The 13845-nt window shown below is 71.9% G+C and carries 11 protein-coding genes; 6 read left to right on the forward strand and 5 right to left on the reverse strand.

Annotation, left to right across the window (positions count from 1 at the left end):
* Window positions 1-273 precede the first annotated feature (273 nt).
* A complete protein-coding gene (locus G6O69_RS08115; protein ID WP_172302950.1) occupies window positions 274-1869 on the forward strand; it encodes an Ig-like domain-containing protein in 1596 nt (531 codons plus the stop codon).
* 74 nt (window positions 1870-1943) lie between these two features.
* Here the strand turns inward: G6O69_RS08115 and G6O69_RS08120 are convergent, their stop codons facing one another.
* The 5 genes from G6O69_RS08120 to G6O69_RS08140 form a co-directional block, all read right to left on the reverse strand.
* Window positions 1944-2354 (reverse strand): hypothetical protein, encoded by a 411-nt coding sequence (locus G6O69_RS08120; protein ID WP_172302951.1) that lies wholly within the window; start codon window positions 2352-2354, stop codon window positions 1944-1946.
* Between the two features lie 54 nt (window positions 2355-2408).
* On the reverse strand, window positions 2409-2810 hold the full coding sequence (locus tag G6O69_RS08125) for a hypothetical protein (protein ID WP_172302952.1): 402 nt from the start codon (window positions 2808-2810) through the stop codon (window positions 2409-2411).
* A 26-nt stretch (window positions 2811-2836) separates the two neighbouring features.
* Window positions 2837-3889 (reverse strand): hypothetical protein, encoded by a 1053-nt coding sequence (locus G6O69_RS08130; protein ID WP_176396711.1) that lies wholly within the window; start codon window positions 3887-3889, stop codon window positions 2837-2839.
* An 88-nt stretch (window positions 3890-3977) separates the two neighbouring features.
* Window positions 3978-5330: a DUF1501 domain-containing protein gene (locus G6O69_RS08135; protein WP_172302954.1), complete on the reverse strand. Its 1353-nt coding sequence runs from the start codon at window positions 5328-5330 to the stop codon at window positions 3978-3980.
* Between the two features lie 17 nt (window positions 5331-5347).
* Window positions 5348-7060 carry a DUF1549 domain-containing protein gene (locus G6O69_RS08140; RefSeq protein ID WP_172302955.1) on the reverse strand — a complete coding sequence of 571 codons (1713 nt, stop codon included), beginning with the start codon at window positions 7058-7060 and terminating at the stop codon, window positions 5348-5350.
* A gap of 239 nt (window positions 7061-7299) precedes the next feature.
* Here G6O69_RS08140 and G6O69_RS08145 point away from each other — a divergent pair, with 239 nt between their 5' ends.
* The 5 genes from G6O69_RS08145 to G6O69_RS08165 all read left to right on the forward strand — a co-directional run bounded on the left by G6O69_RS08145 (window position 7300) and on the right by G6O69_RS08165 (window position 13646).
* The gene (locus G6O69_RS08145; RefSeq protein ID WP_172302956.1) at window positions 7300-7866 is read left to right on the forward strand and encodes a GNAT family N-acetyltransferase; all 567 of its coding nucleotides are present in this window, start codon (window positions 7300-7302) and stop codon (window positions 7864-7866) included.
* Window positions 7867-8062: 196 nt separating this feature from the next.
* Window positions 8063-9268, forward strand: a complete 1206-nt coding sequence (larC, locus tag G6O69_RS08150; RefSeq protein WP_172302957.1) for a nickel pincer cofactor biosynthesis protein LarC — start codon at window positions 8063-8065, stop codon at window positions 9266-9268.
* Between the two features lie 17 nt (window positions 9269-9285).
* Window positions 9286-10146 carry an ATP-dependent sacrificial sulfur transferase LarE gene (gene larE, locus G6O69_RS08155; RefSeq protein ID WP_172302958.1) on the forward strand — a complete coding sequence of 287 codons (861 nt, stop codon included), beginning with the start codon at window positions 9286-9288 and terminating at the stop codon, window positions 10144-10146.
* Window positions 10143-10934, forward strand: a complete 792-nt coding sequence (larB, locus tag G6O69_RS08160; protein ID WP_346017017.1) for a nickel pincer cofactor biosynthesis protein LarB — start codon at window positions 10143-10145, stop codon at window positions 10932-10934. Before larE ends, larB begins: the two co-directional genes overlap by 4 nt.
* Window positions 10935-10964: 30 nt before the next feature.
* On the forward strand, window positions 10965-13646 hold the full coding sequence (locus G6O69_RS08165; protein WP_176396712.1) for a hypothetical protein: 2682 nt from the start codon (window positions 10965-10967) through the stop codon (window positions 13644-13646).
* The last annotated feature ends 199 nt before the right edge of the window (window positions 13647-13845 follow it).

Genomic DNA, 13845 nt, shown 5'->3' on the forward strand with positions numbered 1-13845 from the left:
CTATCTGCGTTCGGGCGTCCAAATAAATGTGGGCTGGACCGGTGCTCGCGGGCCCGCCACGACTGACGCACCTCCCTTGGCGCGCGCATGCGCGCCGGACTCGATGCCATCGAGCTTCGAACCCGCGCATCACGGCTCGAGGCGGACCGAGGTGGGTTCAATTCGGATCCACCCGATCCCCCCGGAAGTGGGTCCAGCGTAGACCACCAAACCCCGAATTCGGCCACTAGCACCCCCTTTAGCCGTGGCACAGGCGTTGCTCAAGGGGGTGGCATGCACAAACGGAACATCCCCTCCCCTCGCCTTCCCCGACCGCAGCTCCCCCAGCTTCACCTCACCCTCCCTCGCCTCACCCTCCCTCGCCTCACCCTCCCTCGACCCCTCGCCCTCTCCCGCCTCCCCTTCGTCCTCGGCGCGAGCACCTTCCTCACCCTCGCCTGCGCCTCGCCCGAGGAGTTCGCCGAGGACACCGACTCGGCTGGCGACGAGACCGGTGACTTTTCTGGCGCCGACTCCACCGACTCCACCGACTCCACCGACTCCGGCGAGGCCGACACGGGCGACTCCACCGACTCCGGCGAGGCGCCCTCCGTGGACCCCGATCTGCTCTCGTTCACGGTCAACGGCGAGACCGAGCAGGTCACCATCGACGAAGCCAGCGTCGTCACCCTGCACGCGGAGGTCACGGGCGAGGTCGAGCGCGTCGACTTCTACGACCTCGAGCGTGGCGAGCTGATCGCCAGCGACGTCGAGGCCCCCTTCGAGGCGTTTTGGATCGCCGCCAGCGTGGCCGACAACGGCCCGCGGACCTTCCAGGCGGTCGCCATCGCCGAGGACATCGACGACAGCGAGGCCGTCGCAGTCTCGGTCGAGCTCCCCGAGCGCGGGATCCTGCGCTGGACCCTGGAGCTGTCCGAGCTGTCCACGACCCCCGACCTCGTCGCAACCCCAGGCGGCGCCGCGATCGTGGCCGGCGATCAGCTCGGGACCATCGCACGCGACGGCGAGCTGACCTGGGCGGCGAGCTTGCCCTTCGCGGCCGAGGCCCTCGCCCTCGACACCGCGACTGGAGAATTTCTGGTCGCGGGCATCGACGATAGTAGCTTGAACCTCGCGGGCTACTCCCGCGTCGGTGAGCAGCGCTGGGTCTCGGACATCGGCAACACCGGGGACCTGAATCTCGAGATCGAAGACATCGTCGTCCACGACGGCCGCTTCGCGCTCCAGGCCTCGTGGGGCATCGGCGAGCCGCTGCTCTTCATGTTCGACACCAAAGGGCCAGGCGAAAAGCCGCACATCAGCTGGTACGAGGCCCCCGGGAGCGTCGAGGCCGTCGAGACCAGGTTCGGACAGCTCGCCTTCGACGACGCTGGCGACCTGCTCGCCCCCATGCAGGAGACCATCCTCGATGACGACGACGAGCCCCACACCCACAGCAGCGTGGTGCGCTACGACCTCGACGGCGAGATGAGCAGCGTCTACGAGAGCAACGACGCCGGCACCTCGCTACACGCCGTGGCCGTGAGCGACGGCCAGCTCTTCGTGGGTGCGAGCGCGAGCGGCGAGGGCACGCTGCTTCGCCTCGACGCCGACGGCCAGCTGCTCTCGAGCATCGGCAATCTCGGCGAGAGCACCCTTCGGCTGCGCGCGGATCGAGGCGGCGTCGTGCTCGGCGCGCCCCAGGCCCAGGGCGCCGACATGTTCATCGGGCACGTCGACGGGCTCGGCGAGGTCGAGTGGCTCCACACCTACGTCGACGAGCAGGTCGAGGGCGAGGAGGTCCTGGAGATCGATGTCGACGAGCTCGGCTACGTCTACGTGCTGACCCGGGCCGGCGAGGGCTTCCGTGTGCGCAGCCTGCATCCCTGAGGCCGCGCGCCTCGGCGGGCGCCTCGGGAGACCGGGCAAAGCGCTGGGGACCTCGGTCCCCTCTCTCGTGTCCGCTACACCTCGACGCAGACCTCTTCGCCGGCGTCGGGGACCGCGAGCTCGGCCTCGGCGTCGCCCATGCGGACGGTGTAGACCCCATCCTCGAGGGCCGGGACCTCGCAGCTCGCCTCGACGATCAGGCAAGACTCGATGCAGTCCTGCTGCTGGTCGAGGTCGTAGCGCAGCCAGGTCGAGATCTCGATCACCTCGCCCTCGACGCTGACCTCACAGCCGACCTCCATGTTCTCGGCGCAGGGCGAGGCGCAGCCGTCGACGACGGCCTCGATGGTGTGGGACTCGTCCTTTGCGACGACGCAGGCCTCGCCGATGTCCTCGAACTCGAAGTGCTCGGGGTCGGAGGCGCAGCCGAAGACGACGGCGGCGGAGAAGAGGGCGGGGAAGAGCAATGCAGGGGCGAAGCGCACGGCTGGGGAGTCTCTCGGCAGCGCGTGCAGATCAAGACGGCCGGCGTGGAAAACTCACGACTGGCCGTGACGGGAGAGCAGGTCTTCAATCGCGTTCAAGGCGCTGCATGCTTCGGATAGCGCGGAGTCGCTGTTCTGGCTCCAGTGGCCTGCGTTGGCTTCGTAGTCCGCGCTCACCCGCTTGGCCCGCAGGCTTCGGCCCTTGCGACAGATTGATTTGGCCTGGCGTTGGGGCAAGCTGGAGACGCGCTCCCAAACTTGCGAGTGACTCTCTTGGGTTCTGTGCGCCGAGAAGTCTGGGTCGAGTTCCTCCAGGAGTAGTCGGGCACCATTGTAGACAGCGTAGTAGCTGCGGCTGACAGCCGTTCGCAGCGACGCCTCGTCGTCGTTCTTCGCTAGCGTCTCCGCCAACTCGAAGAAGGCGACCCATGAGAAGGGCTCTCGGGCTTCACTCATCTGCGCTCGTCTTCACTTTCCGTCAATCAATCATCGAGGGCACCCAGGACAGGGAAGAGCTCGACACCGAGCGCGGCGGCGGCCTCATCCCACCACTGATCGCACAGCTGGTCGAGCAGACGCACGGCCTCGTCGGGGTCGGCCTTCGTGTCGATCACCATGAGGACATCGTCGTCCTCGGGGAGCTCGGGGTCTTCGAGGAAGGCGAGGGAGAAGCGGACGTCCGCGCCGAACACTCGCGGGATCTGGCGCGTCGCCTGGAGCATGAAGTCCACGCGCTTCACCGAGGACATGAAGGTCTCCAGTCTCTCGGAGGATGAAGGCCGCCTCAGACCCATACCCGTGATGACCGCAGCCATATAAGCCGCTCCGCGGGCCCCCTCTGCGGCAAATTCCACGGCCTCTCGAGCGAGACCCTCGCGCAGCGTTCCCCCTGTCAGCGGGGCGCTGAAGAGGCGCTCTCCAACCTCGAGACAGAGCAAGGCGCCGAGAAAACCGATGAGGTTGTTGAGTCGATAGGCCTTGAAGAAGAGCGGAGGGTTCTCCTTCTCACCGTCCCCGCCGTCCTCACCGTCCCCGCCGTCCTCGTCCTCTCTCTCGAGGTGTTCGATGACACGTCGGCGAGCCTGCTCGGCCAACGCGAGCGCTCTCATCAACTCGTCCCCGGCCTCGGTCTCTCCGCCTTCTCGAAAAATATCGGCACATCGAGAGAGCGCGCTTCGATCCCCATGTTCGAGGCGTCGAAAGATCACCTCACTTTGCGTCGCGCGAGCCGCCTCGTAGAGCAGCACCGCGATCGCATCCAGCACGCGCATCACCTGCCCCGAACGCGACGACCACAGCTCGTATAGCCCGTCACGAGACGTCGTCTCGAGCGCAGGTGAGATGAACAGCTTTCGGACTCTACCGCAAAGAAACTCGACACCTGCACGGGCGCCATCATCGAGCTCGGACAACCCATTGAGAGCCACGAGCGCCGCGAGCTGCCCACCGACGACGATCTCGTCACCGCTCGGCTCCACGAGCATGGATGCATCGATGCCCCGAATGAGACGCTGGTCGTCTGCCGGAGTGCCCATGCCCTGACAATCTAGAACACCAGCCGCTCGAGATCCACGGCCAGCCTCGAGGACGAGCTGGCCAGCCAATTCCCACCGGTGTGTCGCGTCACAGCACCTCTGGGATCACTTTCCCCGCCTCGTCGACAGTCGTCACGGGCCGCCCCGCCGGCGTGACGTGCACTTCTCCCCCCTCGATCCCCGTGGCCGTCGCCAGGGTCGCAAAGAGCTCGGGCACGCTCACCGGGCGCTCGCGGATCTCCTGGCCGTCGACGTCGGTCTCGCCCACGACCTGGCCGGCGCGGATCGGCCCGCCGCCGAGGAGCACGGCGCTGATCTTGGGGAAGTGGTCGCGGCCGCCGCGGGCGTTGATCCGCGGGGTGCGGCCAAAGTCGCCGACCCAGACGAGCAGCGTCTCCGACCACAGCCCGCTGGCGACGAGGTCGTCGATCAGCGCCGAGGCGGCCATGTCGAGCTCGCCGCTGAGGGTGCGGACGCGGTTGAAGTTGTCCTCGTGGGTGTCCCAGCCGCGCATGCCGACCTCGACATAGTCGACGCCGGCCTCGAGCAGGCGCCGCGCCATGAGGCAGCCGGCGGCGAAGCTCCCCCGCTGACCGCGGCCGCCCATGCCCGCGTTGACCGTGTCCGCGCCTGTGCTCGCGATCCCGTAGCGCGCGCGGGTCTGCTCGCGCTCGCGGCTGAGATCGAAGGCTGCGAGCTCGGCCGCGGAGCTCATGGCCACGGCCTGCTCGCCGACGGCTCGGGCGCCCTCGACCCGCGCGGACTGGTGCTCCGCGGCGAAGCCCTGCTCGAGCTCCCGCCACAGCGCGACGCGTCGGTCCTCGCGGGCGCGGCCGAGGTCGAGGGGAGGCGCGAGGTTGCGGACCGCCTTGCTCGCGTTGGGCACGGCGAAGGTCGACCAACGCGCGCCGAGGTAGCCCGGTCCTGCGCCGGGGCCGTTGAGGCTGACCTGACGCGGGAGGTCGCTGGGCGCGCTGCCCTGGCGCAGGGCGTCGAGGCGCCTCGCCAGGTGCGTGCCCAGGCCCGGGTGCTCCACGCCGCCCTGGGGCGCGAAGCCGGTGTGCATCAGGTAGCGGGCGCGGTCGTGGTTGCCCTCCTTGGCGCTGAGGCTGCGGATCAGGCTCAGGCGATCCATGCGCTCGGCGAGCTGGGGCAGGTGCTCGCTGATCCGCAGACCGCTCAGGCTCGTCCCGATCGCCTCGAACTCACCGCCGTTGGCTCGCCCGGGCTTGGGGTCGAAGGTGTCGATCTGGCTGGGGCCGCCGTTCATGAACAAGACCACGCAGCGCTTGGCCGGGCGGATCCCGGCGGCGTCTGGCCTGCCGGCGAGCGCCCTGCCACCGCCAGCCAGGCCAGCACCGGCGGCCAGGCCGGCGCCGGCGAGCAGACCCGCGAGAGAGCCACGCAAGAAGAGACGACGATCGATGGAGGTGATGGTCATGGCTGCGCTCGCTCGCTTCAGTGGTTGGAGGAAAATTCCGTGGAGTAGAGGGCGGCGAACATCAGGTCTTCCCAGACCTCGGTCTGGGCAGTCCCGCCCCCCTTCGCGGCCACGGCCCGCCGCCCGATCTCCAGCTCCTCGGCCCGCGGCGGGCGGCCGTAGACCGTGAGCCACAGGTCGCGCAGGCGCTCATCGGTGTCGGCGCTCTTCGCGAGGATCTGAGCCAGGCTGCCCCCCGCCCGGGCGATCACGCCCTGGTTGGTGAGCCCGCCGTTGAGCATCAGCAGGGCCTGGGGGACGCTGCCCGTGAAGCCCTCGCCGGCCGCGTCGGCCGAGCTGAGCTCGTCGTCGGCGAACACCGCCGCGTACTCGAGCAGGGCGACCTGCTCGCGCTGACGGACGGCCTTGCGGAAGGCTCGCCCCTTCAGCTGCTCGAGGCCGGTGGCGGTCATCACCGAAGCAAAGAGTTGCTCGGCGCCCAGCGGTCGGACCACCGCCTGGGCGAAGGCGGCCTCGCGGGCGTGGGTCGCCGCGGGGCTGGTGTCGACGCCGGGGCTGGGCCGTGAGCTGCGCTGGTAGGCCTGCGAGAGCACGATCGTCCGCAGCAGCCGGCGCATGTCGTGGTCGTGGGCGCGGAAGTCTTCGGCGAGGATCGTCAGGGCCGCGGGGCGCTCGCCTCGGTGGACGAGCAGGTCGTCCCAGGGCTCGACGAGGCCGCTGCCGAGCAGCTGCGTCCACAGCTGGCCGACGGTGGCCTCGGCGAAGCGCGGGTCGGCGATGATCGCCGCGGCCAGGCGATCACGACGCTGCGCGGGCGAGTCGGTGTCGGTAGTCTCGGCCGGCGGATCCGCGTCGACCGCCGCGGCGCCCATGTAGCGCGGGCGCACGACCTGCTTGCGCGCGTCGGCGTCGTCCTGGAGGGCGACCCGCAGCTGCCCCTTGGGGCGCTCCGAGACCGTGACCTTCGGCGGTCCCTCGCCGCGCACCATGTTGACCTTGGTCCGACCAAAGTAGGCGGCCGTCGCCCAGAAGTCCTCGCGGGAGAAGTCGACGTAGGGGTGATCGTGGCACTGGGCACACTCGATGCGCGCGCCCAGGAAGACCCGCGCGGTGGTCGAGCTCAGCTCGGCGACCGCGGCCTCGCGGCCCTGACCGCGGACGGCCCGCGCGGCGAGGAAGCCCAGCTGCGGCGCGTCGTCGAGCTCGCCCTCGCCGGTGAGCAGCGCGTCGACGACCTCGGTCCACGGGCGGTTTTCGTGGAGCGCCTGGCTCAGGTAGCCCTCGAGCGGGCCCTCGGCGACGCGCTTGGTCCGGCGGTCATCGGGGAGCAGCCGCCCGGCCCAGCGCCCCGCCCAGTAGGCAGCATGATCCTCGCTCGCGAGCAGGGCGTCGACGAGGCCAGCCCGCTTGTCGGAGGCGTCGTCGGCCAAGAAGCGCTCGACCTCGCCGCGGGTGGGCACGCGGCCGATCAGGTCGAGGCTGACCCGGCGCAGATACTCGGCATCGTCGGCGAGGGGACTGGGCTCGACCCCCGCCGCCGACCAGCTCTCGCGCAGCGCCGCGTCGAGCGCCTCGAGGGTGCCGCGGGGCTGGGCGGTCTGCCCAGCTTCGTCGGCGACACCGACCTCGCCCTGCTCGTCGCCGGAGGCCCCGGCGGGGCCCGGCGTCGCCGCGCAGCCCGAGAGCGAGAGCGAGAGCGAGAGCCAGGGGACCAGAGTCGACGGTCGCACACCCACGGCTCTTGGCATGCCACGACACGAGCCACCATGCAGCCCGCGCAGTCCAGCTTTGGGTCCGCTTATGCCGCAGTTTACGCTGGCTTCACGCACACTGCGCGACGCGTGGGGCCGCCAACAGCCAGCAAAGCGGGGCTGCGTGGCCGTCCAGGACCGAGCGTGCCGCACGCTCCCAACCCGGTCCTCCAGCATGAAGCGCTGTAGCCGCCGGGGTTTTCGGACACGCTCCAGACGTGCCCTTCACCCTCGACACCGCACGCATGCACCTGCGCAAGCTCGACGCCGGCGACCTCGACGATCTCCTCGAGCTCGACTCGGATCCCGAGGTCATGCGCTACATCTCTGGCGGCGTGCCCAACACGCGCCGCGACTATGTCGGGGAGGGCGAGGGCGAGGGCGAGACCAAGACGCAGGGTCTGCTCCCGCGCATGCTCGCCTGGTCGGCCGACGACCCCGTGGGGTTTTACGCGGCGCTCCACGAGGGCGCCTTCGTGGGTTGGTTTCACCTGCGCCCGAGCATCGCCGAGGGCGAGGATGCCCTCGAGCTCGGCTACCGCCTGCATCGCGCGGCCTGGGGTCGCGGCCTCGCCACCGAGGGGGCGCGCGCACTGGCCACGCTGGCCGTCGACGCGCTCGGCTGCCCGCTCCTCGACGGCTGCGCCATGCCGGGCAATCGCGCGTCGATCGCCGTGCTCGAGAAGTGCGGGCTACGCTTCGTGGATCTGCGCATGCACCCGCGCGCGCCCGTTCGCGTGGCCTTTTATCGAGCCGCCGCCGCGGCCGTGATCCGCGACGCGTGAGCGCGACTCCTCGCGCATCGCAGACCTGTCGCAGCGTGGACGAGGCTCACGCGAGGCCGCGATCGCGAGTGGTGTGATCACCGAAGAGTGAGCCCAATTCATGCGCCCAGTTCAGCCATGCGCGACGCTGCACGCGTCTGCGCGCAAGCTGGCGCGCGCTGGTCCGGGCTGCGTGGATGCTGTACATCCGCCCGACGTGTCCGCCCCCAAGACCATCGCGCTCCTCGATCCCTTTGGCGGCCTCGCTGGCGACATGCTCGTGGGCGCGGTGCTCGATCTCGGCGTCGAGGTCGAGTGGCTGCGCGCCCAGCTGGCCACGCTCGGCCTGCCCGACTGGGCCCTGGAGGTTCAGGCGACCATGCGCCGCCACCTCGGCTGCACCAAGGCAGACTTTCGCGTCGTCGACGAGACCTCCCACCGCCACCTCCCGGAGATCCGCGAGCGCATCGCCGCCTCGGGCCTGAGCGCGCGGGCCAAGGCCATGGCGGATCGTGCCTTTTGCCTGCTCGCCGAGGCCGAGGCCCGGGTCCACCGCGTGCCCGTGGACCACGTGCACTTCCACGAGGTCGGGGCCGCCGACGCGATCCTCGACATCTGTGGCGTGAGCGCGGGGCTGGATCGCCTGGGCGTCGACGCGCTGCTGTGCGGGCCGCTGCCCGGCGGCTCGGGGACGATCCGCTGCGAGCACGGCGACATGCCCTGCCCCGCGCCGGCGGTGGTCGAGCTGCTCACCGACTTCACGCTGCGCCCCGGCGAGGGCGAGGGCGAGATGGTCACGCCCACCGGCGCGGCCCTGCTCGCCGCCTGGGGCCGAGCGCTGCGCCCCGGCGAGCTCGAGCTCCAGCCGCTGCGGGCGGGCTACGGCGCCGGCACGCGCTCGTCGAGCGTCCTTCGCCTGACCCTGGCGCGGCCCGGGGCCGCCTCGAAGTCCGAGGGCCCCCTCGCGGCCCTCGCCGGCGAGCTCGAGCGCGACGAGATCGTGGTGCTCGAGACCCACCTCGACGACGAGACCCCGGAGCAGCTCGCGTGGCTGGCCGAGCGCCTGCTCGAGCGCGGCGCCGTGGACGTCGCCTACGCGCCCTTGACCATGAAGAAGGGCCGCCCCGGGGTCGCGCTCACGGTCCTCGCGCCGCCGGCCGCCCGGGACGCGGCGCTGGCCTGCATCCTCGGTGAGAGCGCCGCCATCGGCGTGCGCGAGCAGCTGGTCGCGCGCACGGTGCTGCGTCGGCGCATCGAGACCCTGGACTCGCCCTGGGGTCCCGTGCGCGTCAAGCGGGCTGGCGGCCGAACAAAGGCCGAGCACGACGACCTCGCGCGCATCGCCGCGGCCCACGATCTACCCTTGCACCACGTGCGGGCCGCCATCGAGCGCCTCGCCCACCAGTCGGTGCTCCCCGGCTGAGACCCGTCGACAAAGCCATGGACGCGCTGCGACTGCCTCCCCCCGAAGACGACGACCCCGCCGCGCTGCTCGAGCGCCTCGAGCAGGTGCTGCGCGGCTACGGCCCGACGATCACCGCCTTCTCCGGCGGCGTGGACTCGACCCTGGTCGCGACCGTCGCGGCCCGCGTCCACGGCGACGAGGCCCTCGCGGTCACCGGGGTCTCCCCCTCCTTGGCCCAGAGTGAGCGCGAGCAGGCCGGGCGCCTGGCCACCAAGCTCGGCCTGCGCCACCAGCTGATCGACACCCACGAGCTCGCCCGCCCCGGCTATCGAGCCAACGCCGGCGACCGCTGCTACCACTGCAAGACCGAGCTCTTCGAGCGCCTCGTCGACCTCGCCCACAGCGAGGGCTTCGCCGCCGTGGCCTCGGGCGACAACCTCGACGACCTCGGGGATCACCGCCCGGGCCTGCGCGCCGCCGCCGAGCTGTCGATCCGCAAGCCGCTGGTCGAGGCCCGCTTTGGCAAGGCGCAGATCCGGGCCGTGGCGCGCCGCCTGGGCCTGCCCAACCATCAAAAGCCCGCCGCCCCCTGCCTGGCCAGCCGGGTGCCCGCGGGCACCCACGTGAGCGCCCAGGTCCTCGCCCAGGTCGAGGCCGCCGAGGCTGGCGTGCGCGCCCTGGGCTTCTCGATCTTCCGCGTGCGTCACCACGGCGAGGTCGCGCGGGTCGAGCTCCCGCCCAAAGACCTGCCCCGCGCCGTCGAGCTGCGCGCCGAGCTGCTCGCCGCCTGCAAGGCCGCCGGCTACCGCTTCGTGACCCTCGACCTCGCGGGCTTTCGCTCGGGCTCGCTCAACGTGATCCAGGGCCCTGGTTCCAGCTCGGGGGAGGTCGCGTGAGCCACGAGGCGGACCAAGCGATCCTCGACGCCCTGCTGGCCGGCGAGATCGACCGCGAGCAGGCCCTCGAGCGCCTGCGCATGCGCCTGGACCAGGGCGACGCCCCGCGCGTCGAGAACCTCCAGTGGGCGCGCATCGACCACGACCGCGCCCGCCGGCGGGGCTTCCCCGAGGTCATCTACGGCCCCGGCAAGACCCCCGAGCAGATCGCCGAGATCATCGAGCGCCTGGCCGCCCGCAACCCCAACGTGCTGTGCACCCGCGCCGACGCGGCCGGCTTCGAAGCCACCAAGGCGCGGCTGCCCGCGGCCTTGCACGCGTCGCTCGAGTGGGAGCCTCGCTCCGGCCTGCTGAGCCTGTGGCGCGCGCGCGAGACCCGGTACCCGGGCACGATCTTGGTGCTCTCGGCCGGGACCGCCGACCAGCGCGTGGCCATCGAGGCCCAGCGCTGCGCCGAGGTCATGGGCAACCGCGTCGAGGCCCTGGCCGACGTCGGCGTGGCCGGCCTGCACCGCCTGCTGGGCGAGCTCCCGGCCCTCGAGCGCGCCCGGGTGATCATCTGCGTGGCCGGCTTCGAGGCCGCGCTGCCCTCCGTGGTCGCCGGCCTGGTCCACTGCCCGGTGATCGCCGTGCCGACCAGCACCGGCTACGGGGCCAGCTTCGAGGGGCTCTCGGCCCTGCTCTCGTGCCTGACGAGCTGCGCCGCCGGGGTGACCACGGTCAACATCGATAACGGCTTCGGGGCCGCCTACGCGGCGACCTTGATCAACCGAATCGACGCGATCTGATCCAATCTGATCCGATCTGAATCCGGGCGCTTGACGGCTCGACCTCTCGCGGGAGACCGTCGAGAGGCCGTGGCCGAGCCAGACGAGCCCGAAGCCCCGCCGGGGTCCCCCGACCTCCTCGAGCAGGCGCTCGCGCGCGTCACGGCCGAGCGCCGGCCGCTGTGCCTGCACCTGCGCGGCCCCGCCCCAGCCCGCGCCGAGCTCGGCAGCGCGCTGCGCCAGTCCGTCGCTGGCCGCGTCTGGAGCCTGCGCTCGCCCTGCGGCGGCGGCTGCTTCAACGCCCTCGGCGTGGGCGTCGATCACCTCGTCGATCTGCTCGAGCACCTCGCCGCCTCCGAGGACGTCCTGCCCCCGCTGCCCGCGGGCGCCGCGGCCTTGCGCGTGGCCTTCCCCGCCTTCGCCAGGCTGCCTCGCTTCGCTGCCCTGCCTACCCCACCGCCGGCGAGCGAGCCCCACGAGCTGCGCCGCCAGGCCTTCGAGGCGCTGCGCACCCTGCTGGTCGCCCTGTCCGCGCGGCGACCCGTGCTGCTCGAGCTCGACGACATCGCGGCCGGCGACGAGGACTCCCGGGCGCTGCTCGAGGTCCTGCTGCGCGACGACGAGCTCCACGAGGGCGAGGACTTTCGCCTGCTGGTGATCGCCGGCTACCGAGGCCCCGAGGCCGAGACCCGTGGCGACGCCGAGGCCGAGACCCGTGGCGACGCCGAGGCCGAGACCCGTGGCGACGCCGAGGCCGAGACCCGTGGCGACGCCGAGGGTGAAGACGCGCCCGAGCGCGGCGACCTCGGCGTCCTGCCCTGGCTGGCGCGCCAGCGCGAGCGCGCGGACATCGAGCTTCTCGAGCTTCGCGTGGACGAGCCCGCGGAGGCGCTCGGCGCTCCCCCGGGCGACTCGCTCTCGGCCTATCTCGACGCAGACGCGAGCGCGAGCCCGCCCGATCTGCACGCCCCCGACGGCATCGAAGAGGCGATCGCCGCCGGCGATCTCGCCTTCTCCCGCCTCGCCTTCGCCCGGGCCACGGCCGCCTACCGCCGGGCCCTCGCCCGCTTCGACGAGCGCCACCCCGACGCCCAGCACCCCAACTTGATGATCAAGCTCGGTTCGGCGCAGGCGGAGCTCGGCCAGCGCCAGGACGCGGCCCGCCACCTCCTGGTCGCCGCGCAGATGCTGGGCAGCGCCAAGACCGACGCCCGCGTCCGCGAGCTCGAGCTGCGCGCCGCCGCCCTCTACATCGCCGACGGGGCCCTCGACGCGGCCTGGCGCGTGCTCGAGAGCCTGCTGCGGGCCTTCGCCGTCCCGATCCCCGGCTCCGCCGCCGAGGCCCTGGTCGGCGCCAACTGGCGACGCAGCCGGCTGATCTTGCGCCGCCGCGAGCTCGGCCAGCTCATCGACGGCCCACGCAGCGCCGGCGACAGCGACCTCGACGAACGCGAGCAGGCCCGCCTCGACACCTTGTGGTTCATCTCCACCCGGCTGACCGCGATCAGCCGCTCGCTCGCCGACGCCCTGCGAACCCGGCACCTCGAGACCATCGTCCGCGAGGGCGGCGACTCGGCCCGGGCCCGGGCGCTGGCCTACGAGGTCGCCGTCGAGAGCCACATCGGCGCGCCCTTCGAGAAGTCCGCCGCGCGGCTGCTGCGGGCCTGCGCCCAGCTCTGCGCGCGCACGGAGGACCCCCTGGACGCCGCCTGGCACCACAGCGCGATCGCGGCCCAGGAGTTCACCCAAGGTCGCTGGCGACGCTGCGCCGAGGCCTGCGAGGCCGCCGAGGCCCTGCTCTCCGATCAGCCCGGCGTCGCCTGGGAGCGAGCCACGATCGCCAGCTACCACGACTTCGCCCTGGCCTGGCAAGGTGAGCTCTCGAGCCTGCGCCGCCGCCTGACCGACGCCGCGGCCCTGGCCGTCGAGCGCGACGAGCCCTTCGCCCTGCTCGAGGCCTTCAGCGGTCAGTCCTCCCTGGCGTGGCTGGCCGCCGACCGGGCCGAGCTGGCCCACAGCCACGCTGCCGCGGCGCTGCGGCGGATCAGCCCGCAGCCCGGCGCGACCTGGCCCGAGCGCAGCTATCGACGCCAGCACTACCGCGACCTGATCGCCCAGGCGCACATCGGGCTCTACCGCGGGGAGCCGGGCGAGGCCTGGGCGGCGCTGCTGGCCCAGTGGCGAGAGCTCGAGCTGGCCTACTTCACGACCATGCGCACCGTGGGCCTGGAGCTGAGCTCGGCGCGCTGCCGCGTGGCCCTGGCCGTGGCCGAGCGCCACCAGCGTGATGGCCAGCCGAGCGTGGCGCGGCTGCGGGATCGTTTGCGGGGCAAGGGGACCAGCCCCGCCGCCCGCATGCCGGGTCGGGCGCCCGAGCCGTGGAGCTACGCGCGGCTGATCGCCGACGCGCGCCGACAGCTCGAGGTGCTGCGGGAGGACGAGGCATGCTTTGCGCCGGGACTGGCGGCCCTGGCCGAGGCTGGTCTGCGCAACCTCGAGGGAGAGTCGGGCGCGGCTCGGCGGCTGCTCGACGAGGCCGTGCGGAGCTTTAGCGCCGTCGACATGCTCTTGCACCGCGAGTGCGCTCGCTATGCGCTGGGGGAGCTGATCGGGGGGCCGGAGGGCGGGGCGATGCAGGATCGGGCGGAGACTTGGATGCGGGGGGAGGCGATCGTGAATCCGCGGCGGATGGCGGCTTCGCAGGCGCCTGGGTTTGGGCTCGCTTCTGGATGAGGGGCCTTTTGCGGGGTCTTCTGCTTCGGTCGTTACACCGCGGCCTGTTCGGCGGAAGCCTTCCCCCCCTGCGCTCTCGCCGGGTCGCGGGCGACCAACATGATGGAGCAGCCTAGCCGGCTCGGTGCTCGGCGCGGGCCCCTTGTGCTCGAGCGGCCTGCTCTACGTTTGCGGGGAACATGCCGGTGCTCGCGGGGAT

The organism is Pseudenhygromyxa sp. WMMC2535, from assembly GCF_011083025.2.